General features: G+C 68.5%; 24 protein-coding genes. 15 read left to right on the top strand and 9 right to left on the bottom strand.

Features of this window, described 5'->3' with window-relative positions:
- Window positions 1-25: 25 nt before the first annotated feature.
- The 8 genes from gnd to IEW34_RS05740 all read left to right on the top strand — a co-directional run bounded on the left by gnd (window position 26) and on the right by IEW34_RS05740 (window position 8572).
- Window positions 26-1045: a phosphogluconate dehydrogenase (NAD(+)-dependent, decarboxylating) gene (gene gnd / locus IEW34_RS05775; protein WP_188608205.1), complete on the top strand. Its 1020-nt coding sequence runs from the start codon at window positions 26-28 to the stop codon at window positions 1043-1045.
- Complete coding sequence (gene zwf, locus IEW34_RS05770; RefSeq protein WP_188608204.1) at window positions 1042-2559, top strand: glucose-6-phosphate dehydrogenase; 1518 nt, start codon at window positions 1042-1044, stop codon at window positions 2557-2559. The genes gnd and zwf overlap by 4 nt, the downstream gene beginning before the upstream one ends.
- A gap of 67 nt (window positions 2560-2626) precedes the next feature.
- Entirely contained in the window at window positions 2627-3358 is a 732-nt protein-coding gene (gene pgl / locus IEW34_RS05765) for a 6-phosphogluconolactonase (RefSeq protein WP_188608203.1), read from the top strand.
- Window positions 3355-3915, top strand: a complete 561-nt coding sequence (locus IEW34_RS05760) for a gluconokinase (RefSeq protein WP_308424363.1) — start codon at window positions 3355-3357, stop codon at window positions 3913-3915. Before pgl ends, IEW34_RS05760 begins: the two co-directional genes overlap by 4 nt.
- Complete coding sequence (locus tag IEW34_RS05755) at window positions 3912-4763, top strand: HAD family hydrolase (protein WP_244641813.1); 852 nt, start codon at window positions 3912-3914, stop codon at window positions 4761-4763. The genes IEW34_RS05760 and IEW34_RS05755 overlap by 4 nt, the downstream gene beginning before the upstream one ends.
- Window positions 4764-4971: 208 nt before the next feature.
- Entirely contained in the window at window positions 4972-7152 is a 2181-nt protein-coding gene (locus IEW34_RS05750) for a hypothetical protein (protein WP_188608202.1), read from the top strand.
- Window positions 7153-7185: 33 nt separating this feature from the next.
- Entirely contained in the window at window positions 7186-8163 is a 978-nt protein-coding gene (locus IEW34_RS05745) for a glycosyltransferase family 2 protein (protein ID WP_188608201.1), read from the top strand.
- Window positions 8150-8572 (top strand): GtrA family protein, encoded by a 423-nt coding sequence (locus tag IEW34_RS05740; RefSeq protein WP_188608200.1) that lies wholly within the window; start codon window positions 8150-8152, stop codon window positions 8570-8572. The genes IEW34_RS05745 and IEW34_RS05740 overlap by 14 nt, the downstream gene beginning before the upstream one ends.
- A 168-nt stretch (window positions 8573-8740) precedes the next feature.
- On the opposite strand, the gene IEW34_RS05735 is transcribed toward IEW34_RS05740, so the two are convergent.
- Window positions 8741-9772, bottom strand: coding sequence for an alpha/beta hydrolase (locus IEW34_RS05735; protein WP_210324457.1), 1032 nt, complete (start codon window positions 9770-9772; stop codon window positions 8741-8743).
- 94 nt (window positions 9773-9866) lie between these two features.
- Entirely contained in the window at window positions 9867-10661 is a 795-nt protein-coding gene (locus tag IEW34_RS05730; RefSeq protein WP_188608198.1) for an SDR family NAD(P)-dependent oxidoreductase, read from the bottom strand.
- Between the two features lie 178 nt (window positions 10662-10839).
- Between IEW34_RS05730 and IEW34_RS05725 the strand changes: the two genes are divergently transcribed.
- The 6 genes from IEW34_RS05725 (at window position 10840) to IEW34_RS05700 (ending at window position 16951) form a co-directional block, all read left to right on the top strand.
- Window positions 10840-11889, top strand: a complete 1050-nt coding sequence (locus IEW34_RS05725; RefSeq protein WP_373288185.1) for an ABC transporter substrate-binding protein — start codon at window positions 10840-10842, stop codon at window positions 11887-11889.
- Window positions 11890-11937: 48 nt separating this feature from the next.
- Window positions 11938-12690 carry an ABC transporter permease gene (locus IEW34_RS05720; protein WP_188608196.1) on the top strand — a complete coding sequence of 251 codons (753 nt, stop codon included), beginning with the start codon at window positions 11938-11940 and terminating at the stop codon, window positions 12688-12690.
- On the top strand, window positions 12678-13433 hold the full coding sequence (locus IEW34_RS05715) for an ABC transporter ATP-binding protein (protein WP_188608195.1): 756 nt from the start codon (window positions 12678-12680) through the stop codon (window positions 13431-13433). Before IEW34_RS05720 ends, IEW34_RS05715 begins: the two co-directional genes overlap by 13 nt.
- 13 nt (window positions 13434-13446) lie before the next feature.
- Entirely contained in the window at window positions 13447-14475 is a 1029-nt protein-coding gene (locus IEW34_RS05710; protein WP_188608194.1) for an ABC transporter substrate-binding protein, read from the top strand.
- A gap of 122 nt (window positions 14476-14597) precedes the next feature.
- Complete coding sequence (locus tag IEW34_RS05705; RefSeq protein ID WP_188608193.1) at window positions 14598-15590, top strand: amidohydrolase family protein; 993 nt, start codon at window positions 14598-14600, stop codon at window positions 15588-15590.
- Window positions 15591-15808: 218 nt separating this feature from the next.
- Complete coding sequence (locus IEW34_RS05700) at window positions 15809-16951, top strand: acyl-CoA dehydrogenase family protein (protein ID WP_188608192.1); 1143 nt, start codon at window positions 15809-15811, stop codon at window positions 16949-16951.
- 108 nt (window positions 16952-17059) lie between these two features.
- Here IEW34_RS05700 and IEW34_RS05695 read toward each other — a convergent pair whose 3' ends face one another.
- The 3 genes from IEW34_RS05695 to epmA are packed head-to-tail and all read right to left on the bottom strand — an operon-like array spanning window position 17060 to window position 19768.
- A complete protein-coding gene (locus IEW34_RS05695; RefSeq protein WP_188608191.1) occupies window positions 17060-17608 on the bottom strand; it encodes a carboxymuconolactone decarboxylase family protein in 549 nt (182 codons plus the stop codon).
- A 43-nt stretch (window positions 17609-17651) separates the two neighbouring features.
- Window positions 17652-18692: a lysine-2,3-aminomutase-like protein gene (locus tag IEW34_RS05690; protein ID WP_188608190.1), complete on the bottom strand. Its 1041-nt coding sequence runs from the start codon at window positions 18690-18692 to the stop codon at window positions 17652-17654.
- Between the two features lie 17 nt (window positions 18693-18709).
- The gene (epmA, locus tag IEW34_RS05685) at window positions 18710-19768 is read right to left on the bottom strand and encodes an EF-P lysine aminoacylase EpmA (protein ID WP_188608189.1); all 1059 of its coding nucleotides are present in this window, start codon (window positions 19766-19768) and stop codon (window positions 18710-18712) included.
- 247 nt (window positions 19769-20015) lie between these two features.
- On the opposite strand from epmA, the gene efp reads away from it, so the two are divergent.
- Entirely contained in the window at window positions 20016-20582 is a 567-nt protein-coding gene (efp, locus tag IEW34_RS05680; protein ID WP_188608188.1) for an elongation factor P, read from the top strand.
- Between the two features lie 230 nt (window positions 20583-20812).
- Here efp and IEW34_RS05675 read toward each other — a convergent pair whose 3' ends face one another.
- From IEW34_RS05675 to IEW34_RS05660, 4 genes are all read right to left on the bottom strand, one after another.
- Window positions 20813-21322, bottom strand: coding sequence for an Lrp/AsnC family transcriptional regulator (locus IEW34_RS05675; RefSeq protein ID WP_188608187.1), 510 nt, complete (start codon window positions 21320-21322; stop codon window positions 20813-20815).
- A 356-nt stretch (window positions 21323-21678) separates the two neighbouring features.
- Window positions 21679-23127 carry a glycoside hydrolase family 15 protein gene (locus IEW34_RS05670; protein ID WP_188608186.1) on the bottom strand — a complete coding sequence of 483 codons (1449 nt, stop codon included), beginning with the start codon at window positions 23125-23127 and terminating at the stop codon, window positions 21679-21681.
- Between the two features lie 7 nt (window positions 23128-23134).
- On the bottom strand, window positions 23135-24388 hold the full coding sequence (locus tag IEW34_RS05665; RefSeq protein WP_188608185.1) for a glucoamylase family protein: 1254 nt from the start codon (window positions 24386-24388) through the stop codon (window positions 23135-23137).
- Window positions 24389-24777: 389 nt separating this feature from the next.
- Complete coding sequence (locus IEW34_RS05660; protein ID WP_244641812.1) at window positions 24778-25578, bottom strand: cysteine hydrolase family protein; 801 nt, start codon at window positions 25576-25578, stop codon at window positions 24778-24780.
- Window positions 25579-25590 lie beyond the last annotated feature (12 nt).

The raw sequence follows: 25590 nt of genomic DNA, 5'->3' as shown, positions 1-25590 counted from the left end.
TCCTCAAGGCAGGAAAGGCACCACAATGCAGCTCGGCATGATCGGCCTCGGACGCATGGGCGGCAATATCGTCCGGCGGCTACTCCAGAACGGCCATCAGGCAGTCGTCAGCGATCGTGCCCAGGCGGCGATCGATGCGCTGGTCGGCGAGGGTGCGGTCGGCGCGGGTGACCTCGCCGCCGTGGTGGCCAAACTCGACGCGCCGCGCCATGTGTGGGTGATGCTGCCGGCCGGCGCGGCGACCGAGCAGACGGTGATGGAACTCGGCAACCTGCTGTCGCCGGGCGATACCATCATCGACGGCGGCAACAGCATGTGGCGGGACGACATCCGCCGGGCTCAGGCGCTGGCGCCCAAGGGCATCTCCTACGTCGACGTCGGCACCAGCGGCGGCGTCTGGGGCCTGGAGCGCGGGTATTGCATGATGATCGGCGGTGACAAGGAGATCGTCGACCGGCTCGATCCGATCTTCTCGACCCTGGCGCCGGGCCTCGGCGACGTGCCGCGCACGCCGGGCCGCGAGGGGCGCGATGCGCGCGCCGAGCACGGCTACATCCATGCCGGGCCGAACGGTGCCGGCCATTTCGTCAAGATGGTGCACAATGGCATCGAGTACGGCCTGATGCAGGCCTACGCCGAGGGCTTCGACATTCTCAAGAACGCCGGTGGCAAAGACCGGGTGGCGGCCGAGCAGTTCGACCTCGACATCGCCGACATCGCCGAGGTCTGGCGCCGCGGCAGCGTCGTCAGCTCCTGGCTGCTCGACCTGACGGCGGACGCGCTGGCGGAGGAACCGACCTTGGCGAGCTATTCGGGCTTCGTCGAGGATTCGGGTGAAGGGCGCTGGACCATCCAGGCCGCGATTGAGGAAGCCGTCCCCGCCGACGTGCTGTCCGCGGCCCTCTACGCCCGCTTCCGCTCGCGCCAGGAGCACACCTTCGCCGAGAAGATCCTGTCGGCCATGCGCAAGGGCTTCGGCGGCCACGTCGAGCCCGGCCATGGCGCGCCGTCTCCCGCTGCTGCGTCGAGCAAGGTGGCCCGATGATCCAGACGGACACCTCCGGCGTCCGCCGGCCCGACCCTTGCTGCTTCGTTATCTTCGGCGCCACGGGCGATCTGACGCAACGGCTGCTCGTGCCCGCCCTGTACAACCTAGCGGCGACCAACCTGCTGCCGGACCATTTCGCCGTCATCGGCGTCGGCCGCGCCGATCTGACGAGCGACGATTTCCGCAACGGCCTCGTCGAAGCCCTGGGAAAATTCGCGACACGGCCGGTCGATCGCGAACTCGCCAAGAAGCTGTTCAACAACCTGAGCTACGTCCAGGCGGACCCGAGCCTGGACGGCAGCTTCGACACGCTGTGCGCCCGGCTGCTCGACGTGGAGGACCGCTACCGCACGCAGGGCAACCGCATCTTCTACCTGGCGACGCCTCCGGCGGGCTTCGCCCCGATCGTCAAGGCGCTCGGCGCCGCCAAGCTGGTGGGCGAAGAAGATGGCGGCCCCTGGCGGCGGGTGATCGTCGAGAAGCCGTTCGGGACCGACCTCGGCTCGGCCCGCGCCCTCAATGGCGATCTGTTGAGCGTCCTCGACGAGGATCAGATCTACCGGATGGACCACTATCTCGGCAAAGAGACGGTCCAGAACATCACCATGCTGCGGTTCGCCAACGGCGTGTTCGAGCCGCTATGGAACCGCAACCACATCGACCACGTGCAGATCACGGTGGCCGAAACGGTGAACGTGGAACGGCGCGGCGCGTTCTTCGACGCCACCGGCACCCTGCGCGACATGGTGCCAAACCACCTCTTCCAGCTCCTCTCGCTCGTCGCCATGGAGCCCCCGTCCCGCTTCGAGGCAGGCGCGGTGCGGGCCGAGAAGGCGGAGGTGCTGGACGCCATCTCCCACTATACGGACGAGCAGGCGCTCGCGAACTCCGTGCGCGCCAGCTACGGTGCCGGCACCGTGAACGGCGAGACCGTCGTCGGTTACCGGGAGGCGCCCGATGTCTCGCCGACCAGCACGACCGAGACGTATGTCGCGCTGAAGCTGCACATCGATAACTGGCGCTGGGCGGGCGTGCCCTTCTACCTGCGCACGGGCAAGGCCCTCTCCGCGCGTAAGTCCGAAGTGGCGATCAAGTTCAAGGCCGCCCCCTTCAGCATGTTCCGCGAGACGCCGGTGGAACGTCTGGCACAGAACTTCATGGTCCTCGGCATCCAGCCGGACGAGGGCATCCGGCTGCACTTCAATGCCAAGGTGCCCGGCCCCGCCATTCGCATCGGCGGCGTCGACATGCGCTTCAAGTACGCCGACTTCTTCGAGGCGGCCCCGTCGACGGGCTATGAGACGCTGATCTACGACTGCATGATCGGTGACGCCATGCTGTTCCAGCGCGCCGATGCAGTGGAGGCCGGCTGGTGCGCAGTCGAGCCGTTCCAGCGGGTCTGGCGCGAGACGAAGGGCGCAGGCCTCGCCACCTATGCTGCCGGAACGAACGGCCCGAGCGAAGCCGACGCGCTGCTCGGGCGCGACGGCCGCAGTTGGCGGCATCTATAGAACGGCAGGGCTTGCACAGAGCGGCAAGGCTTGGCCCGGCTGATTCGACGGAGCACGCGAGGCGGCGATGACGACGATCGAAACCATCGTTTCCAAGGATGCAGAGGCGCTCCGTCAATCCGCCGCCAGTTGGCTGCTGGAGGAGATCGAAGCGACGCCGGGTGACGTGTTCGTCTGCCTCTCCGGCGGCTCGACGCCTCAGAAACTGTACGAGGCTCTGGCCAGGCCGCCGTTCCTGGAGACGCTGCCTTGGGGGCGCATCCGCTGGTTCTTCGGCGACGACCGCTTCGTGCCCCCGAGCGACGAGCGCAGCAACGCCCGCATGGCGCGGCTCGCCCTCTTCGACCACGCGCCCATCCCGCCGGACCGCATCCACGTCATCCCCAATCTCGAGACGCCCGAGGCGAGCGCCCGCGCCTATGAGGCGACGCTGCAGCAGCTCTACGGAGCCGAGATCCTCGACCCCAACCGGCCGCTGTTCCACGTGATGATCTGCGGCATCGGCCTCGACGGCCATACGGCCTCGCTGTTTCCTGGGAAGCCGGCCCTCGCGGAGGAGACGCGCTGGGTTGTCGGTGTGCCGGAGGCCGGGCAGACCCCCTACGTGCCGCGCGTCACCCTGACCCTCCCCGCTCTCAACTCCAGCCGATCGACGGCTTTTCTGGTCGCCGGCGCCGACAAACGGGCGATCCTGGCCCGCGTGCTGGCGGGCGAAGACCTGCCGGCCGCGCGCGTCACCGCCCAGGAGCAGTTGAGCTGGCTGGTGGATCGCGCCGCCCACCCGGACGACGTCGATTGACCGGCTCGGCGCCCGAGCACGCGCCGGCGACCGTGATCGTCATGGGCGTCTCGGGGTCCGGCAAGACGACGATCGGAACGCTCCTCGCCCAGCGGCTCGGGTGGGATTTCCTCGATGCCGACGCGCTGCATCCGGCCGCCAACGTCGCCAAGATGCGCGCCGGGGTGCCGCTCACCGACGCCGACCGCGCCCCGTGGCTCGCCGCACTGGCGGCTTGGATCGACCGGCAACGGGACACCGGCACCCCATCCGTGCTCGCCTGCTCGGCGTTGCGGCGCGTCTACCGCGATGCCCTCGTTCGCGGGGCGGCCGAGGTGCGGGTCGTGCATCTCACCGGCCCCGCCCCGTTGATCGCCGCGCGCATGGGTGGCCGCAGCGGGCACTTCATGCCCGCGAGCCTGCTCCAGGATCAGCTCGACACGCTCCAGGCGCCAAGCCCGGGCGAGCGCGCGCTGACAGTTTCCGTGGAGCCGGCGCCCGACGAGATCGTGACCGACATCATCCGAGGCCTCGGCCTGCGCGAGCGCACCGAAATGCCACCCGGGAGCCTGGCTTGAGCGACACGGAGCCCGCCGCCAAACGTTCGCGGCCCGAACGCATCTCGTTCGTCCTCTCCGACGTGGACGGCACGCTCGTCACCGACGACAAGCGGGTGACGCGCGCGAGCCAGGCCGCGGTGGCGCGCCTCAAGCAACAGGGCATCGGCTTCAGCGTGACGAGCAGCCGGCCGCCATTCGGCATGCGCTACATCGTCGACGCGCTGGGCATCACGGACCCGGTCGGCGGCTTCAACGGCGGCACCATGGTTCGGCCCGACATGAGCGTCATCGAGCAGACCCTCATTCCCGAGGAGGCCGCCCGCGTCGCGATCGATCTGCTCGGCAGCGAGAGGATCAGCACCTGGTTCTTCACGGCCGGCCAGTGGCTGATCACCGATCCGGATGGGCCCCATGTGGAGCACGAGCTGCGGACGATCCTGACCGAACCGACGGTGGTATCGGATTTTACCCCCTACCTCGCCCAGGGCGGCAAGATCGTGGGGGCGAGCGACGATCATGAGCACCTTGCCGCCATCGAGGGAACCTTGGCCCAAGCGCTGCACGGCCTCACCCACTCCGGCCGCTCGCAGCTCTACTATCTCGACGTGACGCCGCCCCACGTGGACAAGGGCACCGTGGTGGCGTTCATCAGCCGCAGCATGGGCATCCCGGCGAGCGAGATCGTCACCATCGGCGACATGGACAACGACATCCCCATGTTCCGCAAGGCGGGCTACGCCATTGCCATGGGCAACGGCAGCGACGCGGCCAAGGCCGCCGCCGACATGGTGATGGCGGAGGGCAACGAAGCAGATGGCTTTGCTGCGGCCGTGAACCGGCTGCTCGACGACGAGCGCATGAACTGAAGCAGTGGACCGCTTTTCGACAAGATCATTTTAAAATCAAAAACTTATAGAGGGATGTTGATTTAAGGAGAAATCGTCCCGCATCGCGCGCCACGCTCTCAGCGCGCGATCGCGCCTTCCGTCGATCAGGCGGTGGCCTTGGTCTGGGCACACGAATCGCGTCACCTCCTCCCAACACGAAAACCATCGCCTGCGGGAGGGTGACAGGATGCGAGACCGCGAGGCGGCGCGCGCGCCGCGTAGCTTTCCCGGCACCGATGTCATCGTCAGCGTCCTCGTTTGCGGGCTCGCGCTCCTCTACTTCTACCGCGCCCATCTCTGGCATGGGCCCGACATCTATACGGGGGACCGCTTCGATCCGGTCATCCAGGCGGCTCGGCTCGAGCATTGGTACGGCGTGCTCAAAGGCTGGTATCGCTGGCGCGACCCGATCTTCTTCTATCCTTATCCGCATGTCCTCGGCTTCAACGACGGCTACTTCGTCTACGGCGTGATCTATTCCGGCTTTCGCCGTCTCGGCGCGAGCCAGCTCGCCGCCATGGAGCTCACCGTGGCCGTTGTCCGCGCCGTGGGCTTCTTTGCCGCCTGGGTGCTGATGCGGCGCTACTTCCGGCTGTCGCTGTGGGCGACGGCTCTCGGCGCCCTCCTGGTCATGTGCTCCAACGCCTTCTACATCGGCACGGCACACACCCAACTGGCGACCGTCGCCTTCGCGCCGCTGCTCGGCTGCCTGCTTGCCCGCGTCCACGAACTGCTGGTGGCCGAGCGGCGAGCCGCCGCGGCGCTGTGGGGCGGAGCCCTCGGACTGCTGCTGACGGCGTGGGCGATGACGGCCTTCTACACGTTCTGGTTCACCGGCCTGTTCGCGCTGATCGCGCTGGCCGCCGCCGCGGTGATCGACTGGGCGGTGCTCATTGCGCTGGTGGGAGATTTCGTGCGTGGCGGCCGCTGGCGGGCGCTGCTGCCGGGCGCGGCCGCCTTTGCGCTCGGCCTGATTCCCTTTGCGCTGACCTACGGGCCGACCGCGCGCTCGACCGGCATGCACCGGCTGGCCGACGTCTATCAATATCTGCTGGCGCCGATCGATCTCATCAACGTCGGGGCCGGCAACCTCCTCTGGGGTGGCCTCGCCAGCTGGAGCGTCGGCGAACTGGCGCGCGGCTTCACGCCGCTCGTGCTGGTGACGCTGCTGGCCGCATTGGTCGCCGCGGTCCGGCAGAGCGGGCGCCCGCATGCTCTGCCGGCGCTGGTCTACAAGAGCCTGCTGGTGGCGATCGTCGCCGGCATGCTGTTGGAGGTGCAGATCGGCGGCATGACGCTGTGGACGCTGATCTATCACACGGTTCCGGGCGCTCGCGCCCTGCGCGTGGTGGCCCGCCTGCAATTGGTCCTGGTGACGTTCGGCGCGATCCTGACCGCGGTCGCCCTGGACCGGCTGGCGCATAGCGCGGCCAGCCGCGGCCGGGGCTGGCGCCCCCTGGCCGCTGCGCTCATCGGCCTCGCCGTGCTGGTCGAACAGCACAATCTCACGCCGACCGCAGGCTTGAGGACGGCCGATGTCGCCGTGCTGCGCCGGCCGCCGGCGACCGCGCCGCGCGAATGCCGCGCCTTCTACGTCGTCCACCCGACGGTGGCGCCGACCGATAGCGAGGCGCAACGCCGCTTCTACGTCCACGCGGTGGAGGCGATGCTCTACGCCACTTCGTCCGGGCTGCCGACGGTACTGGGCGTGGACAGCTTCCTGCCGCCCGGCTGGGACCTCGATGATCCCCTGGGCGGCGCCTATGAGACCCGCGTCTACGACTATGCTCGCCGCCGCGGAGTGGCGGACGGCCTGTGCGCGCTCGACCTCGCCTCGTCGACCTGGCGGCACGTCACCAGCCGGCCGCTGCCCGGCCCGCCGGTGCAGCCGCTCGCGGCCGGAGAGACCGTCACCTTCCGCGCCGGAGATCGCGGCGCCGGCATGCTGTCGACCGGATGGTGGCAACCGGACGACTGGGGCACTTGGGCGCTCGACACGCGCTCTGAACTCACCGTCCGGCTCGGCGCCGCCTCACTCGCGGGCGGCGATGCCCGCCTGCGTCTGGCCATGTCGTCCGTCCTGCCGGACGCGGTGGCGAGCAAGGCGGTGCGTGTTTTGTTGGTGGGTCGGCCACTGGCCGAGCTCACGCTGACCGCTGAACGAAGCGAACAGACGGTCTGCATTGCCGCCGCCGACATCCCCGCCGACGGCATCATGCGCCTGACGTTCGAGACGGATCGCTCCTACTCGCCGCGCGAGCTGGGCCGCGGGCGCGACCCGCGGCGGCTTGATTTTGCCCTGACCTCCCTGTCCTTAGAGGCGGGCTCGTGCCGCAAGGAGATGCCGGATGCAGGCGCGCCCGGCTGAGCTCCGCCACGCCGCGATGAGAAGAGCTTGCCGATGAACCAGCCTCTCGCCTCACCTGGCATCGCCGGCACCGGCCGGGCGGCGCGTCCACGCATCGCCGTGCTGGTCCCCTGCTTCAATGAAGCGGCGGCCATCGGCAAGGTGGTGCGGGACTTCGGCACGCACTTGCCGGACGCGGCCATCTACGTCTACGACAACAATTCCACCGACGACACGGCTGCCATCGCCAGGGCGGCTGGCGCGATCGTCCGCCGCGAGCCACGGCAAGGCAAGGGCTACGTGGTCCGGCGAATGTTCGCCGATGTCGAGGCGGACGTCTACATCCTGGTCGACGGCGACGATACCTACGATGCCGGGGCCGCCCCCGACCTGGTCGCCCGGCTGCTCGCCGAGCGGGCCGACTTCGTCAACGCGGCGCGGGACGCGGCGGACGGCGCCGCCTACCGGCGCGGCCATCGTTGGGGCAACAGGCTGCTGAGCGGCATCGTGCAGTCCGTCTTCGGGCGACAGTTCGAGGACATGCTGTCCGGCTACAAGGTGCTGTCGCGGCGCTTCGTCAAATCGTTTCCGGCCACCTCGGGCGGCTTCGAGACCGAAACGGAACTTGCCATTCACTGCCTCGAGCTGCGCATGCCGTCGCTCGAGCTGCGGGCGCGCTACAAGGAGCGGCCGGAGAACTCGGAGAGCAAGCTGCGCACCGTGCGGGACGGCACGCGCATCCTGTGGCTCATCGCCCGCCTGGTGAAGGACGAACGGCCGTTGCTGTTCTTCGGCACGGCCGGCCTGCTCGCGGTCATCGCCGGCATCGTCATCGGCGTCCCGGTGATCTACGAATTCCTCGAGACCCACCTCGTCCCGCGCCTACCCACGGCCGTCCTCGCCACGAGCCTCGTCCTGGTCGGCGTGCTGAGTATTGCCGCCGGGCTGATCCTCGATATGGTCACCAAGACGCGGCACAACATGATGCGCCTCGCCTATCTCGCCATTCCGGTCTTCGATGACGGGCTTTGACGTCACGGCCCTGGTCCGCTCCGGCGAGGCCCGGCGCTTCCTGCGGTTCTGTGTCGTCGGCGGCCTCGGCTTCGTCACCGACCTCGGCGTGCTCCTCGCCGCCGTCTGGCTCGGCGCCGGCCCCCTCGCCGGCCGGGGGCTATCGTTCGGCATCGCCGTCGTAGTGACGTGGCTTCTGAACCGCACGCTGACTTTCAAGGCCGGGACCCGGCCGAGCATGCGTGAATTCGCTTCGTATCTGTCGGTGCAGATCGTGGGATTGCTGGTCAATCTGACGGTGTATGTGACGCTGATCGCGTTTGGCCCGGGCGTACTCGCGTCGCCTGCCGTTGCGCTCGCCATCGCCTCGGCGATTGCGCTTGTCGTGAACTATTCCGGTGCCCGGTCATTCGCCTTCCATGGCAAGTGAACGGGGGAACGCGACTGACCTCAGTACAACCGAAGTGTGGGAACAGATGCCGCCAATCACTGCGGCCGAGGCAGAAGAACGTTGCCGAGGGCCAAGGTTTCTATCGGCGCAATCGCGCGGCTTGTCTCGGATAAGAGCTGAGGCTGCGGCAGAGGCATCGTGTGCCGGTCACGCCCGCAGCCAAGCCTCCGGCAGCTGCGCCGCGAGCCATCGGGCGAGCGCGGCGTTGACCTCCACCGGCTTCTCCTGGGCCATCCAATGCCCGGACGCGACGGTGCCTTCGACAAGGTTGTCGCAATGCGCCCGCATCGGCCCGGCAAGTCGCGAGTCGATCGTCTCGCAGACATAGTCGTGGGCCGCGTGCAGGAACAGCACGGGCATGGACAGGTGCCAGCTGCCCCTGGCGCGCGCGGCGTAGGCCATGTTGGCCTCGCCGTTCATGTACCAGCTGTCGGGGCCGAAGAAGCCGTTGCGCAGCAGCGCAGCGGTGTAGCGGTTCTCGTCCTCCTCGGTGAGCACCCGCTCGTCCCGCGGCAGGTCGGGCGCAGCCCGCCCCGGGCCGAAGAAGCCCCCGCTCGCGCGCACCGACGCGAGGCGCGCGGGCTTGCCCCGGTCCTCGGGGCGGCCGGCACGGAACAGCGCCTTGACCGTTGCCCGTACGTCGCCCTCGAAGGCCTCGCAGGCCGCCGGGAAATTCTCGCGATAGAACAGCTGATAGTCCCACTGCGCCGCCGGATACTGCTCGTCCGGGTAGACCGAGCGATCGGCCAGCGGAACGATCGTTTCCGGCGCGAAGCCCTCCGGCATGTAGGGCACGCAGAGGCTGGCGACGCCCAGGCAGCGATCCGGATGGTGCTGGGCGATGGACCAGACCACCGGCGCGCCCCAGTCGTGGCCGACCCAGATCGCCTTCGGCGCGCCGAGCGCATCGAGCAGCTCGACCATGTCGGCGACGATCTCTTGCAGCGCGTAATCCTCATGCCGGCTGTACACGCCGGAGCGGCCGTAGCCGCGCATGTCGGGCGCAATCGCGCGGAAGCCGAGGCCCCCGAACACCGGCAGCTGGTGTCGCCACGAGATCGACAGCTCCGGCCAGCCGTGGACGAAGATGATCGGCGTGCCGGCCGGCGCGCCGCACGCGAGGTAGAAGGTGGCGTGGCGACGGCTCTTCGTCACGTGCTCGGCGATGGCGATGCTCAAGGGCTCGTCTCCCTCCAGGCCGCCAGGCGTCCCGCCACTCCCGATGGCCGGACGAGCGGGGCTCGTTGACTTTGCGCCACCCCGCAGGAGGCGCCTATGACAGGCGCATCCTGCCGGCATAGGGGTGCGATGCCGACAGGCCGCCGTCGACGGCGAAGGCCTGGCCGTTGACGTAGGAAGCTTCATCGCTGGCCAGGAACAACGCCATGGCGGCGATCTCGGCCGGCGCGCCGGCGCGCTGCAACGGGTTGATCTGGCCGATCTTGTGATCGGTGCCGCGCTCACGGGCGCTGTCGAAAATCGGCCGGGTCATGCCCGTCTCGATCAGGCCCGGGCAGACGGCGTTGACGCGCACCCCCGTGCCGGTCAGCGAATAGGCGCTGGTCTGCACCAGCGAGACCACTCCCGCCTTGCTGGCGCTGTAGGGGTTGCCGCCGGCGTTGGCCCGGATGCCGGCGACGGAGGCGGTGCAGATGATCGAGCCGTGCTTCTGCGCCACCATGTGCGGCGCACCGTGACGGATGGCGAGGAACGGCCCGATCAGATTGACGCGCAGGATCTCCTGCCATTGCTCGACGGTCTGCTCGAACAACGGCACGACGCCGCCGCTGATGCCGGCATTGGCAAAGAGCACGTCGAGTCCGCCCAGCGTCTCGACCGCTTCGGCGATGAACGCCTTGACTTCAGGCTCGGAGCCGCTGTCGGCCGCCCGCGCATGGGCCACGCCGCCGGCCTGCTTGATCGCGGCGACGGTCTCCTCGACACCGGCCTGGTTCTTGTCGATGGCGAAGACGCGGGCGCCTTGCTCGGCGAACAGGATCGCGCTGGCACGACCGATGCCGCTCCCCGCGCCGGTCACGATCGCGCGCTTGCCTTCGAGGCGTCCCATAGCCCTCTCCTCATCTCTTCTTGATCTGCTACTACGGCGGCATAGGTCCTGATGGCCCCCAGGACAAGGGGCGTGGCCGGCGCGACGCTTTCCACATGCTGAGCGCGGGTTTGCTGATTTTCACTATCGTGTGCCGAAAAAGCTGATAGGTCCGACGCTCACCATGGAGGATCACCGCGTGTCCCGTTTCCCGTCGCTCGCCGCCCGATTGACCCGCCGTGCCGCAGGCGCCGGGGCAGCTCTGCTCCTGGCGACGGCGCTGGCCGCCCCGGCCCGGGCGCAGACCGTACCCGTGCGCATCGGCTATATCCCGATCATCGGCGCCGCCCCGGTGGTGGTGGCCGACAAGCAGGGCTGGTTGAAGGACGCGGGCCTCGCGCCCGCCTTCACCGTCTTCGAGTCAGGCCCCAACATGATCCAGGCGTTGGCCTCGGGCACCATCGACGTTTATGTGGCGGGCGTCGCGCCGCTGGCGGTGGCACGCTCCAAGGGCATCGACGTCAAGGTGGTGGCCGCGACCGCTATCGAGGAGATGACTTTCGTGGCCTCGCCCAAGCTCGCTCCCTTCTTCGAGGGCGGCAAGCCGGCGGCCGAGGCGTTCAAGGCCTTCAAGGCAGCCACCGGCAAGCCCGCGCGGCTCGCCACCCAGCCGCCGGGCTCGGTGCCGGAGACGACGCTGCGCCACTGGCTGGAGCGCGTCACCAAGACCGACAAGGCCGATGTCGAGATCGTGCCCATGGGCATCGACGCGACCCAGCAGGCGCTGCTGGCGGGTGCCGTCGACGGCGCGACCATCCGCGAGCCCGCTGACACCATCGTCATGGAGCGCAATCCGGCCATCAAGCTGATCGCGCTCGGCGGCGCCATGTTCCCGACACAGCCCGGCACGGTGATCGGCGTCTCCGGCGCCTTCCTGGCCAAGCACCCGAAGGCGGTGCAGGCGCTCGTCGATGCCAATATTCGCGCCATCGACTTCATCAAGAAGGATCCGGCAGCGGCCGCCCCGCTGATCGGCACGGTCCTGGGCAAGGGCATCGTCAGCGACGAGACGATCAAGAAGGCGCTCGCCTCGCCGGCGACGAAGCTGGAAGCGGATCCGCGTGTCATCATCGAGCCGACCCGCCAGATGCAGGCCTTCCAGCTCTCCATCGGAACACTCGACAAGGAGCTGCCGCTGGACGGCCTGTTCGACACGACCTTCTACGAGACCGCGGCCAAGGCCCGCTGACATGCCCGCACCAACGGGTCCGGCAGCCGCGCCGACGGGGGTGCTGGCATGACGCGGTCGCGGCCGCTGCTGCTCGGCGCGGCCGGCCTCATCGCCTTCCTGGCGCTCTGGGAGCTGGTGCCGCTGATCGGCCTGATCAACCCGATGCTGCTGCCGCCGCCGAGCGCGCTGCCGGCGGCCTTCGGCCGGGAGCTGACGTCGGGCCTATGGTTCAGCGCCCTCTTGAGCAGCTTGTCGCACTACGTCCTGGGCCTCGCCATCGGCGCCGGCTGCGGCGTCGCCCTCGGCATCCTTACCGGCATGTCGCCGCCAGCCGAGGAGGCGATCGCCTGGGTCGTGCGGCTGCTCCGGCCGATCCCGGGGCTCGCCTGGGTGCCCTTCGCCATCATCTGGTTCGGGGTCAATGCGCCGGCCGCGATCTTCATCATCGCCATCGGCGTGTTCTGGATCGTCTACTTCGCGACCCTCGGCGCCGTGCGCGCGGTCGACCGCGACCTGCTGGAGGTCGCCGAGGCGTTCGGCTTCCGCTCCGGCCCGGCTCGACTGGTCAAGATCGTGCTGCCGGCGGCAACGCCGGGCATCCTCGTCGGCCTCAGGACCGCGCTCGGCCAGGCCTGGATGGCGGTGGTGGCGGCCGAGATCTTCGGCGTGTTCGGCCTCGGCCAGCGCATGATGCAGGCCTCCAGCCTCCTCGCCACCGACATCGTGGTCGTCTACATGCTGACCATCGCGGCCCTCTACGGGCTCATCGACACCGGCTTCGTGCGCCTGCAGAACTGGCTGCTGCGATGGAAAGCATAATCGAGATCAGAGGCCTCGGCCTCGCCTTCGGGCAGGACGGGCGCACCACCGAGGTGCTGCGCGGGCTCGACCTCACCGTGGCGCGCGGCGAATTCGTCGCCATCGTCGGCCCCTCGGGGGTCGGCAAGTCGACGCTGCTGCGCGTGCTGATCGGGCTCGCTAAGGCGAGCAGCGGCACTGTCAGGCTGGCGACCCGCGGCGACGCGCCCGTGCCGGCAGCGCTGGTGTTCCAGGACGCCCGCATGCTGCCCTGGCGGCGCGTGCTGTCGAACGTGGCATTCGGGCTCGAGCACGGCGGCATCACCGCCGCCGAACGCAAGCGCCGGGCGCACGAGGCGCTCGACTTCGTCGGCCTCGGCAACCTGGCGGGCCGCTGGCCGCATCAGCTTTCGGGCGGCCAGCGCCAGCGCGTCGCCCTCGCCCGCGCCCTGGCGGTCGGCTCCGACATCCTGCTGATGGACGAGCCGTTCGGGGCCCTCGACGCGATCACCCGCGAGAATTTGCAGAACGAGCTGCTGCGCGTCTGGCAGGCGACCGGACGGACCATCCTGTTCGTCACCCACGACATGGACGAAGCGGTCTATCTCGCCGACCGGGTGGTCGCCATCGTCGGCTCGCCCGGCGAGGTGCGCTCCTCCATCACCGTCGATGTGCCGCGGCCGCGCGAGCGCGGCGATCCGCGGCTCGAAGCGGTGGTGAGGCGGCTGCGCGCCGACCTCGCGGCCGGATCGGCCGCCCTGTAGGGACTTTCACGCCATGCTCAGCCGTCGTTCCTTTGCCGCCGCCCTCGCCTCGCTCGTGGCCACGAGCGCCGGATCCGGGTCGGCGCGGGCGCAGGGCACGCGCACGCCGGTCCGTGTCGGCTTCGTGCCGGTGATCGGCGCCAGCGCGCTCTACGTGCTCGACAAGGCGGGTTGGGCCGCGGACGCAGGGCTCGCCATCGTCACCACCAAGTTCGACTCCGGCCCCGCCGCCATATCGGCGCTGGCCTCGGGCACGCTCGATGTGCTCGCCATCGGCGTCGCACCCGTGGCGGTCGCCTATGCCAAGGGGATCGACGTCAAGGTCGTCTCGGCCGCCGGCATCGGTGGCTCGATGTTCGTCGCCGGAGACCCCCTGGCCAAGGCCTTCGCCGCACAGCGGGACCCGGCCAAGGCCTTTGCCGCCTTCCGCGCAGACCAGGGGCGCAAGCCGAAGATCGCCACGCTGCCGCCGGGCGCGGTGCCGACGACGGCCTTCAAATACTGGCTGAAGCAGCACGCCGTTGTCACCGACGATCTGGAGATCGTGACCATGGGCATAGAAGCGGCGCAGCAGGCCATGCTCGCCGGCGCCGTGGACGGCGGCCAGGTGCTGGAGCCGGCGGCGACCATCGTGCAGAGTCGCGATCCTCGCTTCAAGCCGATCGTCACCGCCCCGCAGATGTTTCCGGACATCCCGGGCGTGGTGCTGGCAGCCACCGGCGCCTTTGCCCGCAGCCACGCCGATGCGCTCGATACGCTGCTGCGGCTGGCCATCCGCGCCACGGACCTCATCCGTGCCCGACCGGGTGAAGCCGCGCCCTACGTGCAGCAGGCCCTGGGCGGCGGCCTCGTCGAGGTTGGGGTCATGGCCCGGGCGCTCGCTTCGCCCGCCATCAGCTTCCTGATCGACCCGCGCGCCATCGTTCCGACTACCCGCCACATGCTCGCCTTCCAGGCCGAGCTCGGCGACTTCCCCAAAGCTCCCGAGACTGACGGTCTGTTCGACTTCGCGCCCTACGACCGCGCCGCAGCGGGGAAATAGACGCCTGCGACGCGCCAGGCTTCCTTGGCGTCGGTGAAGCCCATCAGATGTCTGGCGTCATCCCTTGCGGGTTGCCCGGCCAAGCTGGCACCGTGGTTCCGTGAACCTAGGGAGAGAACGAAATGCCCGCGTCGAGCCTGGTGGAAGACATCCTCGAGCCTGAGCTGCCGATCTGCGACCCACACCATCACCTCTGGGATTATCCGGCTGGTCGATATCTCCTGCCTGAGCTGCTGATCGACCTGGAGTCGGGCCACAATATCGAAAGCACGGTGTTCGTGGAATGCGGGGCGTTCTACCGCGCCGCTGGTCCCGAGGAACTGCGCTTCATCGGCGAGACCGAGTTCGTCAACGGCCAGGCCGCCATGGCCGCGAGCGGGCGCTACGGCAAGCTCCTGGCCTGCGAAGGCATCGTCTCGCGGGCCGACCTGACGGCGGGCGCCGCGGTTGGCGGTGTGCTCGACGCACATATCCGGGCCGGCAATGGCCGCTTCCGCGGCATACGCCACGCCGCGGGCTGGGACGCGAGCCCCGAGGTCCGCAACAGCCACACCAATCCGCCGCAACACCTCTACGCCGTGCCGAGCTTTCGCGACGGGCTGAGGGAGCTGGCAAAGCGCAGGCTGTCGTTCGAGGCGTGGCAGTATCACCCCCAGCTCCCCGACCTGGTCGCGCTGGCACGCGCCGTGCCCGAGGCCGAAATCGTGCTCAACCACGTCGGCGGACCGCTCGGCATCGGTCCCTATGCGGGCCGGCGCGACGAGATTTTCGCCGGCTGGGCGCGCGATATTAAATTGCTGGCGAGCTGCCCCAACGTGGTCGTCAAGCTCGGCGGGCTCGGCATGGCGATCTGCGGGTTCGATTTTCACAAGCGCGACGTGCTGCCGGGGTCGCTCGAGCTCAGCAACGCGTGGAGGCCGTACCTGGAGACCTGCATCGAGGCATTCGGGCCCAAACGCGCCATGCTGGAGAGCAACTTTCCGGTCGACGGCGTGTCTTGCACCTATGCGACGCTCTGGAACGCTTTCAAACGCGTGACCAAAGGCGCGAGCGCCGCGGAGAAGGCGGCGCTCTACCGCGATACCGCGCGACGGTTCTACCGCCTGGATGGCTGATCGAATGCCCGCTTCGCCAAACGTGTCGGCCATCCTTCGCTGACGCGGTGGCGCCGGCGCCGCTGTCCTCGAGCCGTCCATCGCGCCTGTTCACGGCCGGCCATGCCCCCAGGGCGTGCCCGGCCTTTGCCTGCGTCGGTGGATGGCGTATGGCGACTGCAAAATTGGCTTTCGCGAAGATTGCCGTTTTGCCCATTCCTTTTCGCGGAGATCACCCCATGGCGCTCGACCCCGAAACCTTCAGCCAGTTGCTCGACACGGTCGAACGCTTCGTGCGCGAGCGGCTGATCCCGGCCGAGGAGCAGGTGGCCGAGACCGACGAGATTCCGGCGGAGATCCTGGCGGAGATGCGCGAGCTCGGCCTCTACGGGCTGTCCGTGCCGGAAGCCTTCGGCGGGCTCGGCCTCTCCATGAGCGAGGAGGTCGAGGTCTGCTTCCGCCTGGGCCTCACCTCGCCCGCCTTCCGCTCGGCCATCGGCACCAACGTGGGCATCGGCTCCCAGGGCATCGTCATCGACGGCACCGAGGAACAGAAAGCGTACTGGTTGCCGAGGATCGCCAGCGGCGAGACCATCGCCTCCTTCGCGCTCACCGAACCTGAGGCGGGCTCCGACGCCGCTTCGCTGCGCACCACCGCCCGCAAGGACGGCGACCATTACGTCGTCAACGGCACCAAGCGCTTCATCACCAATTCGCCCCATGCCGGCGTGTTCACCTTGATGGCGCGCACCGGGGGCGCCGGCGCCGGCGGCATCTCCGCCTTCCTGGTGCCGGCTGGCACCCCCGGCATCCGCATCGGCAAGCGCGACCGCAAGATGGGCCAGCGCGGCGCCCACACCGCCGACGTGATCTTCGAAGATTGTCGCGTGCCGGCCTCCGCCATCATCGGCGGCAGGGAAGGCCAGGGCTTCAAGACAGCCATGAAGACCCTCGACAAGGGTCGCCTGCACATCGCCGCCATCTGCGTGGGCGTGGCCGAGCGGCTGATCGAGGAGAGCGTGCGCTACGCCCGCGAGCGCAAGCAGTTCGGCCAGGCGATCGGCGAGTTCCAGCTGATCCAGGCCATGCTGGCCGACAGCCGCACCGAGACCTACGCCGCCCGCTCCATGGTCAAGGACGCCGCCCGCCGCCGCGACGCGGGCGAGGTGATCTCGATGGAAGCCTCGTGCTGCAAACTGTTCGCCAGCGAGATGGTCGGCCGCGTGGCCGACCGCGCCGTGCAGATCTACGGCGGCTCCGGCTACGTCGCCGACTATCCGGTCGAGCGCTTCTACCGCGACGTGCGCCTGTTCCGCCTCTACGAGGGCACCAGCCAGGTGCAGCAGATCGTCATCGCGCGGCAGATGCTGAAGGAAGGCTGAGTCGCCATCCCTGATGGATGATCGGGTCAAGCCCGATCATGACGTTGCAATGGAACGCACTTCGTCATGGCCGGAGTTGATCCGGCCATCCATCCACTCAAATGAGTTTCACCCCATGCCGGGCAGCTTGAGCCCCGCCGGGCGGCCGTCCTCCTCGATGTCGACGTCGAAGGTCTCGAGGAATCGGCTCACCATCATGTAGTAGCCGATGGCCATCACCAGGTGCTGGGTCTGCTGGAAGCCGAGCTTCTCCACCAGCGGCTTGAAGGTGGCGTCGCAGGCGCGCACGTTCGCCACCACGTCGTCGGTGAAGCGCATGACCAGCCGCTCCAGTTCGTTGAAGGCAGCCGCTTCCGGCCCCTCGTGGATGGCCTTTATCTTCTCCTCGGACATGCCGTATTTCCGGCAAATCGCCTCGTGCTGGTAGACCTCGTAGGAGGCCTTGGACAGCACGCCGACACGGACGATGGCGATCTCGCGCAGCACCGGATCCAGGTCCGAGAAGATCAGGATCTGGTTCCCGAGCTTGACGAACTTATCCATCATCGGCCCGGCATGGCCCATCATCCGGAAGATGTTGAGCGGCGGCAGCTTCTTGTAGGTCTCGGCCAGCGGACCGGTCGCCGTGGCGGGGTCGAAGTAGGGGATACGGGCCATGGGGTCCTCCTTGGGGTTTCTGGGAGCTTCTTGGATTGCGGCTTCAGACGGGGGGATAGCGGTGGCGCCGGCCGGCCGGATCAATCACCTCGACCGGGTCGTCTACCGCCTCGGGCGCGTCGCACAGGTAGGCCGGCCCGATCGGCACCTTGCCGTGGCCGCCTGGAATATCGAGCACGTAGACCGGCTGGGCGATGCCCGACAACCGGCCGCGCAAGGTCCGCATCAGCGCCTGGCCGGTGCCGATCGATGTACGCAGGTGCGACGTGCCCGGCGCCAGATCGGCATGGTGCAGGTAGTAGGGCTTGACGCGGTTCTCGACGCAGGTGCGCAGCAGCGCCTCGAGCGCCGCGGGCTCGTCGTTGACGCCCTTGAGCAGCACGGTCTGGGCGAGCAGCGGGATCCCCGCATCCGCCAGCGCCGCCAGGGCCGAGCGCCCCGCGGGCGAGAACTCCCGGGCATGATTGGTGTGCAGCACCACATAAGTGGTCTTCCCCGTCGCCTTGAGCGCGGCGATCAGCTCGGGGCCGACCCTGTCGGGCGCCACCACCGGCACGCGCGTGTGAAAGCGGACGACCTTGACGTGATCGATGTCGCGCAAGCGCGCCATCACCGCGGCGAGCCGGCGAGGGCTGGTGATAAGCGGATCGCCGCCGCTGACCACGACCTCCCAGATCTGCGGGTCGGCGGCGATGTAGGCCACGGCGCCATCGAGCTCCGCCTCGGACAGCATGCCAGCCCCGCCCGGCCCCACCGTCTCGCGGCGGAAACAGAAGCGGCAGTACACCGGACAGACGGCGACGAGCTTGAGCAGCACGCGATCCGGGTAGCGGTGCACCAGCCCCTTGCGCGGGCTCATTGCATCATCGCCGATCGGATCGGCCCGCTCCTGCGGGGTCGTCACGAGCTCGGCCGCGTCGGGCAGGAATTGCCGCGCGATCGGATCGGCGACATCGGTCGGGTCGATCAGGTCCGCCACGGCCGGCGTCACCGCCACGGCATACCGGGCGGCGACGGCCGCCAGCGCCGCGTCCCGCCCCGGCGTCACCAGCCCAGCCGCGGTCAGATCCGCCGGCGACGTCATCGAGCGCTGCGCCCTGCTCACGGCGAGGCCGCGTCCGCCAGCGGCGTCCAGATCACATCGGCGACCCGCTCGGCCCCCACGGCCAGCATGACCAGCCGATCAAGGCCGAGCGCCGCGCCGCTCGCCGGCGGCATGAGCGCCAGCGCCGCCAGAAAGTCCTCGTCGAGGGGATAGCGTTCCCCGTAGATGCGCATCTTCTCGTCCATGTCTGCCATGAAGCGGCTACGTTGCTCCACCGGATTGGTGAGCTCCCCGAACGCATTGGCAAGCTCGACCCCGCAGATATAGAGCTCAAATCGTTCGGCGAACCGAGGATTGCTGGGCTTTTGCCGCGCCAGTGCCGCCTCCGAGGCCGGATAGTCGAGCAAGACCGTCGGCGTTCCCAGGCCCAGCCTGGGCTCGATGCGCTCCGATAGCACGCGGCTGAACAGATCGGGCCAGCTATCGTCAGGGACCGTCCTGATCCCCGCCGCGCGAGCGGCCGCGCCAAAGCGCACGGTCGCCCCCTGCCCCGCCGCCAGCGATTCCCCGGCTTCGGGCAGCAGCGGCAGCAGGTTCATGTCGGCATGGCGGGCAAAAGCCTCGACGACCGTGAGCTGTTCCGGCACTGCGCGCGGATCGGCGCTGCGGCCCCGGTAGCGCCAAACCGAAGAGCCGGCCGCGTCGGCGGCCAGCGCCAGGATCGCCGCGCAATCGGCCATCAACGTCCGGTAAGGTTCCCGCGCGCGGTACCATTCCAGCATGGTGAACTCGGGATGGTGCAGAGGGCTCACCTCTCGATCGCGGAAGACATGGGCAAAGGCGACGAGCCGCTCCTCGCCGGCCGCCAGAAGCTTCTTCATGGCGAATTCGGGCGAGGTGTGCAGATAGGCGGGCCCGCCGTCGTCCCGCTCGACCCGGAACGCATGCAGATGGGTCTCATTGCCCGGGGAGACCTGTAAAGTTGCAGGATCGACCTCCAAAAAGCCGTGCCCGTCGAAGAATCGGCGCAGCGCTGCGACGATGCGCATGCGTGCGAGCAGCCGCGGGCGGCGGGCTGCATGATGCTCCGGCTGCCACCAGCGAGGTTCGCTCATGCGACATCTCCAGGCGCCCGCAGCGCCGGACAGGCAGACGACGGATCGTAGAGGCTTCTCATTCTCGCCAAGTCCACTATGGTGCCGACGCATCCGGCGCAACCGCAGGAATGCCGCCAAGCGACATGCGAACCTCGATCCCACCGGCGCCACGCGCCCCGGACCGCTAAGGCTCGACATCCCATATTGACGGAGCGGCGCCCGATCCGGCAGGACGGAGCGCCCAAGGCTAGACGAGGTTTGGAACGTGAAGGTTATCGCGAGCTCGGTCCGTAAGGGGAACATCCTCGAGGTCGACGGACAGCTCTATACGGTGCTCTCGGCGGAAAGCTTCTTTCCCGGCAAGGGGACCCCGACCACGCAGATCGACATGCGCCGTCTCTCGGACGGCGTGAAGACGAGCCAGCGCTACAAGACCACCGAACAGGTGGAGCGCGCCTTCGTCGAGGACCGCGAGCACACCTACCTCTACAAGGAGGGCGAGTCCTATATCTTCATGAACACCGAAAACTACGAGCAGATCCCCGTGCCGCCCGACGTTATCGGCGACCAGGCGATCTACCTGCAGGAGGGCATGGCCTGCCAGGTGTCGGTGTTCGAGGGCCAAGCCGTCGCGATCGTGCTGCCGGCGCGCATCGTCGTCGAGATCGCCGAGACCGAACCGACGACGAAGGGCCAGACCGCCTCCTCGTCCTACAAGCCGGCCATCCTGACCAACGGCGCCCGCACAATGGTGCCGCCGCATATCGACGTGGGCACCAAGATCGTCATCATGACCGTCGACGGCTCCTACGTGGAGCGCGCCAAGTCGTAACGACGCCCGGGGATGGATGGTCGGGTCAAGCCCGACCATGACGGGGCGGCGACGGAGCGCCTTGTATTCTCAAGGTCATAATCGGGCGTGACCCAACCATGAAAGCCCAACCTCTGACGCTAGGCCAAACGGGTCACGATTTCCGTGCTGTACCTCTGGCCAAGGACCGGGACAAGTTCCGGCCCTGAGCTGTCCGCACGCAACGGCGAGCGCGAGCTCTGGCACGTGCCTCACGGAATCGGGATCGCGGTCTCCGACTTGAGCCGCTCCAGCGCAAAACGCGCCACCACGTTCTTGAGATTGCCGGCGGCGATGATGCGCCGATAGACGTCGTCGTAGGCGGCCATGTCGGGCACCACGACGATCGCCATGTAGTCGATGTCCCCGGCCATGCGGAAGAAGCCGGTCACCTCCGGCAGGGCGCCGATCGCCGCCGCGAAGCGGTTGATCTCCACTTCCGAGTGCTCGCCGAGCTGAATCGACACGAACACCGTGATGCCGATGCCCAGCATGTCCTGGTCGAGCAGCGCTACGCGCTTGCGGATGACGCCCACCGCTTCCAGCCGCTGGATCCGTTTCCAGCACGGCGTCGGCGACAGCCCCACGTCGTCGGCGAGCGCTGCGATGGTCACCGTCGCATCCCTCTGCAGGCCGCGCAGGATCTTGCGGTCGATGGCGTCGAGCTTGACCGACCGGTCGGCCGTACCAGGCTTGAGCCGCTCCAGGGTGTTCGCAGTCATGGGGGACCGCCTCGGGTCAGAGAAATTAAACGAGATAAAAATGTGATTTAATAAAAATCACATCGAACCTTGTTTTAATCGAAATGAACCAGGCGGGCAATCGCCCGCCGCAGTGAAAATCGCCCCTGGTGCACGCGGCCGGCAGAATTCACGTCATCGGCAAGCGGCGCCGCACGGCGACGCGCGTCCGCCGAGAGAATTCCCTGCGGTCGGTCCCGCGGCCATGAAGGGTCCCGGCGGCCATGAACGATCGTGTGCGTGGTGGGCCGCCGCGCAGTGGCGCGGGCGAATCGCGGCATCTCGCGCTCGGATGCTCATCCGGACCCGAGGCGCACGGCCGGCGCTCTCAGAGCGCGTCAGGCTCCTGGCAGCGCGGCCTCGGCCGATCGGCGCGCCACGACGGCCGTGATGAAGCCGCCATAGCTCCACGTTAGATTCTTGGCGGAGGCCGGTGCGCCGGTGGTCTGGTCGACCTGCTCGGCCATGGAGCCGTCCGGCGGCGTGAAGCGGCGGACGGCGTTGAGGATACCGTCGCCGCGGCCGATCAGCGCCTTCACCACGGCGGGCGGGCCATCGACGGCTCCGAGCGCTGCCGCCAGTTCTCCATGCAGGCTGCTGTCGGCGGCCGGCCCTCCCGCCCCCACCGTCGCCGCCAGCCGATAATAGAACTCGGCCGCAGCGAGCGTCGTCATCAGGTAGGCGCCACCGGCATAGTAGCGATCGTTCCTGTAGCGGCCGAGCAGAAGGCCGCAATCGGCCGGACGATCGCGGTTGACCGCGTAGTCCTCGGCGAACAGCGCCTCGAGCTTCAGCAGCGTCGCCTGGGTGCGCGGATCGAGGACGCTGCAATCCCCCGCTGTCCGCTCGGCGTGGACGGTGCCGAGGATCACTGCGGCGTCGAGCGCCTTGTCGGCGCTGGTGTCCGGGCCCGGCAGGCGGCTCAGGTAGAAGCCGTCGCGCTCCGACCAATAGCCCGGCAGGCTCGCGGACAGCACCTGCGCTGCCGCCGCGTAGCGATCGGCGCGCGCGGCGTCGCCACGGGTGCGGGCCCAGCCGACGCCTGCCTCGAGCGCCGCGCACTGGATCAGGCGGGTATAGAAATGATGACCGATCTCCTCTTCCCAGAGATCGAAGCACGGCTCTGCCGAGCGCCGCGCCGTGCAGTCGAGGTCGATGCCCACCAGTTCATCGATCGCGGCCCGATTCGCCGCCGCGCACGGCAGCGCGCGGTAGCGCAGCAGGCCGAGCGGCCGCATCGCCGTGCCGTCGAACTGCGGCCGCGGCCAGGAGATGGTGTCGAGCGTGCCGTCCGGGTTGTAGCGCGTGTCGCCGAGGACATAGTCGCCCTCGGCCTTGGCGATATCCTCGGAGGCCCGCACGAATTGCAGGAAATCCGGCCTGACGCCGTCGCGCGGGTCGCCCTGGGCCAGCCGGGCTGCGCCGCTCAGCCGCGTCAGTCCCAGGGAGAAGCCGACGTAGTCGGCAAAGGCCGTCCGCGCCGCCTCCCCGTGCGCCGGGTCGTCGACGAGGTGGCGCAGGGCGTCCATGGTCAGGGACGAATCGCGCAGCCAGTGGAAGAAATAGTCCGGGTCGGGATCGTAGGATGAGAGCTCCGGCGAGGCGAGCACCGAGCCCTTCACCGGCCGCATCGTGCGGCCGAAACCGGGGCGCTCCTTGAGCAAGTGCGTGGCCGAGATGGCCCCGAAGATCTTCGCCGACGCGCGCGCGTATTGACCGTCGATCCAGGCTAGGAGGCCGTCGTCGGTGCGCTGCGCGCCGCCGGATGCCACTGCTTGGTCCGCCATGCCGCCCTCACGCCGCCTTGGTCGAAAAGCCGAGGAGCCCGAGGCCCTGCCGGACCTCCGGGCAACTCATGAACAGCTCCCACAGCAGGCCCGAGCGGCCGTTCTCGATCATGCAGACGATGGGCCCCTGGTCGATGGCGATGTGGGTCGGCGAGACCCACTTGCGTGCGTCGCTGAACGACGAGACGAAGCCGTACTCGGTCCACAGGTCCCGGCCGCGCTCCTCGTAGAAGTAGCGCATCGCCGCCAGCGACTCGTCCGGCACATAGGGGTAGCTGCCGATCGCAGCCGTCGGCGCGATGACGCCGAGGTCGGAGGTCGGCGACATCGCGCGGTAGCCGTCGTCGGTCTCGCTGGCGGTCAGTCCCCAGCAATTGGGGCCGTAGCCGGCGTAGCCCTGCGGGTTGCGGATGCAGTAGGCGCGATTGACCTGCGAATGGGCGACGTTCTGGCGCCAGTAGTCGGCATACTGGTCGGTGAGGCCGCGCGGATCGATGCCCATGAAGGAATAATGGGCGAAGAACAGGGGGCCGCCGTAGTCCGGGCCGAGCGGCACCTCGATGCCCTCGTAGCTGCGGCGATTCTCGAACACCCGCGCCTCCGCCCAGCCGCGATGGTAGGTGCGCGGGTCGGCCGGATAGCGCGGCGCCGAGGCGGCCAGCACGTAGGTGATCAAGCATTCGTTCCAGCCACGGATCTCGTGATCGAGCACGAAACCCTGGTTCGGGCTCCAATGCCAGAACAGCACCGCGTGGCCGCCCTTGGCGTACCAATCCCACTCAGCCTCGCCCCACAGGATGTCGATGGTCGAGCGGATTTCGCTTTCGGCCGGATTGGGCCGCGAAAAGTACTGACGGGCGGTGAGCAGGCCCATCATCAGATAGGAGGTCTCGACCAGGTCGCCGCCATCGTCCTTGCGGCTGAACGGAATGGTTGCGCCTGTCGCGCCGTTCATCCAGTGCGGGAAGACGCCGTGGTAGGTCGGCGCGGTGAGGAGGAAGCGCACCATCTTGAGCACGCGCTCGGCTGCCTCGTCGCGGCTGATGAAGCCGCGCTCGGCCGCCACGATGATGGCCATCACGCCCATGCCCGAGCCGCCGATGGTGACGAGATCCGGCCGGGTCGCCACAAAATCCGTGCGCTCGCGGATCAGGCCGCTCACCGGGTGGGCGAAATCCCAGAAGTAGCGGAAGGTCTGCCGCTGCACCTCGTCGAGCAACGCATTGTCGGACAGGTTCGGCGTCGTCTTGATGGCGGTCATGGCTCCCCTTTCCATTATCGCCACGCCCAATAGGCCGTCGATCGCGTCGGATTGGTGACGGGCCCATGGCCGGACGTCGGCTCGCGGGCGAGCCGCAGCGCCGGCCGTGCATAGCGCCTGTGTCGGGGGATGGCTAGGCCGGCACCGCCCGAGGGGAGATCCGCCATGTCCGGCGAAAGCTCACGCGCGGGCCTGCAGCGACCCCGCTGCGCCGGACCGTGGCCCTGGCGTCACCATGTGAAGACGCCCGGTCAAATCTGATGGAAACGTGCATGTTTTCCGGCACTTGGCGCGCCATGCTGAATCGGCGTGCGAAGCGGCGGGGCATCAGCTCCGGGGCCGAGGGCCGGAGGGCGGGTCGAGCCCGCCGTCCGGCGACGCGGGCGCTATCAGGGCAGGCCGGCGACCACCTTGTCGGTGTCGGTGACGAACCCGAAGCAGCGCTTGACGTTCCAGATCGTCGCCTCGCGGCAATAGTCCGGCGACGTGGTGCCGCAACAATCCTCGACCAGCACGCAGTTGTAGCCCAAAAAATGGGCATCTGTCAGCGAATGCAGCACGCACTGGTCCGTGTTGACGCCCGCGAAGAACAGCGTCTTCACCTCGAGGTTCTTGAGGATGCTGTCGAGCGGAGTGTCCCAGAAGCCGCTGATGCGAAACTTGTCGACCTTGATGTCACCGGGCAGCTGCTCGAGCTCGTCGACGACTGCCGCCGACCAGCTGTCCTTCTCCAACAGCAGAGAGCCATTGGGCAGCGGCTCGCCCAGGCCGATCCCGTTGCCGTCGGGGTTGAAGACGTAAAGGGTCGTCGGTGGCAGGTTCTTGCGATCGGCCCGGTTGCCCCAGTTCAGCCAGATGATCGGCACGCCGCGGGCGCGCAGCGCCGGCAGCAGCCGCTGCAACGGCTTGATCGGCGCGCGCTCGGGGCTGAGGTCGGCGCCCAGCCAGTCGACCCAGCCGCCCGGCGCGCAGAAATCGTTCTGCATGTCGACCACGATCATGGCCGAACGCGCCAGATCGACGGTGATCGTCTGCGGCTCGGCGGCAATCGTCGCGGGCAGCGGCACCGGCGGCGGCATCGACAGGTCCACGTGAGTGGGGCTGACCTTCCACGCATAGGCGCCGGTACCGAGCCGGCTGCGATCCACATCCGGTTGCGGCGCGGCCTTGGCCATGGCGGTTGTCGACATGTCGCGATCCTC

This window comes from Chelatococcus reniformis, from assembly GCF_014640075.1.
GTDB classification, from domain to species: Bacteria; Pseudomonadota; Alphaproteobacteria; order Rhizobiales; family Beijerinckiaceae; genus Camelimonas; species Camelimonas reniformis.
Note: the sequence above shows the minus strand (reverse complement) of the source record. Positions and strands in the feature narration are given on the sequence as shown.

Excerpts from the sequence above, each read along its gene's own strand:
- gnd (WP_188608205.1), top strand. The coding sequence starts at position 26 with ATGCAGCTCGGCATGATCGGCCTCGGACGCATGGGCGGCAATATCGTC.
- zwf (WP_188608204.1), top strand. The coding sequence starts at position 1,042 with ATGATCCAGACGGACACCTCCGGCGTCCGCCGGCCCGACCCTTGCTGC.
- pgl (WP_188608203.1), top strand. The coding sequence starts at position 2,627 with ATGACGACGATCGAAACCATCGTTTCCAAGGATGCAGAGGCGCTCCGT.
- IEW34_RS05750 (WP_188608202.1), top strand. The coding sequence starts at position 4,972 with ATGCGAGACCGCGAGGCGGCGCGCGCGCCGCGTAGCTTTCCCGGCACC.
- IEW34_RS05745 (WP_188608201.1), top strand. The coding sequence starts at position 7,186 with ATGAACCAGCCTCTCGCCTCACCTGGCATCGCCGGCACCGGCCGGGCG.
- IEW34_RS05740 (WP_188608200.1), top strand. The coding sequence starts at position 8,150 with ATGACGGGCTTTGACGTCACGGCCCTGGTCCGCTCCGGCGAGGCCCGG.
- IEW34_RS05730 (WP_188608198.1), bottom strand. The coding sequence starts at position 10,661 with ATGGGACGCCTCGAAGGCAAGCGCGCGATCGTGACCGGCGCGGGGAGC.
- IEW34_RS05720 (WP_188608196.1), top strand. The coding sequence starts at position 11,938 with ATGACGCGGTCGCGGCCGCTGCTGCTCGGCGCGGCCGGCCTCATCGCC.
- IEW34_RS05715 (WP_188608195.1), top strand. The coding sequence starts at position 12,678 with ATGGAAAGCATAATCGAGATCAGAGGCCTCGGCCTCGCCTTCGGGCAG.
- IEW34_RS05710 (WP_188608194.1), top strand. The coding sequence starts at position 13,447 with ATGCTCAGCCGTCGTTCCTTTGCCGCCGCCCTCGCCTCGCTCGTGGCC.
- IEW34_RS05705 (WP_188608193.1), top strand. The coding sequence starts at position 14,598 with ATGCCCGCGTCGAGCCTGGTGGAAGACATCCTCGAGCCTGAGCTGCCG.
- IEW34_RS05700 (WP_188608192.1), top strand. The coding sequence starts at position 15,809 with ATGGCGCTCGACCCCGAAACCTTCAGCCAGTTGCTCGACACGGTCGAA.
- IEW34_RS05695 (WP_188608191.1), bottom strand. The coding sequence starts at position 17,608 with ATGGCCCGTATCCCCTACTTCGACCCCGCCACGGCGACCGGTCCGCTG.
- IEW34_RS05690 (WP_188608190.1), bottom strand. The coding sequence starts at position 18,692 with ATGACGTCGCCGGCGGATCTGACCGCGGCTGGGCTGGTGACGCCGGGG.
- epmA (WP_188608189.1), bottom strand. The coding sequence starts at position 19,768 with ATGAGCGAACCTCGCTGGTGGCAGCCGGAGCATCATGCAGCCCGCCGC.
- IEW34_RS05675 (WP_188608187.1), bottom strand. The coding sequence starts at position 21,322 with ATGACTGCGAACACCCTGGAGCGGCTCAAGCCTGGTACGGCCGACCGG.
- IEW34_RS05670 (WP_188608186.1), bottom strand. The coding sequence starts at position 23,127 with ATGGCGGACCAAGCAGTGGCATCCGGCGGCGCGCAGCGCACCGACGAC.
- IEW34_RS05665 (WP_188608185.1), bottom strand. The coding sequence starts at position 24,388 with ATGACCGCCATCAAGACGACGCCGAACCTGTCCGACAATGCGTTGCTC.
- IEW34_RS05660 (WP_244641812.1), bottom strand. The coding sequence starts at position 25,578 with ATGTCGACAACCGCCATGGCCAAGGCCGCGCCGCAACCGGATGTGGAT.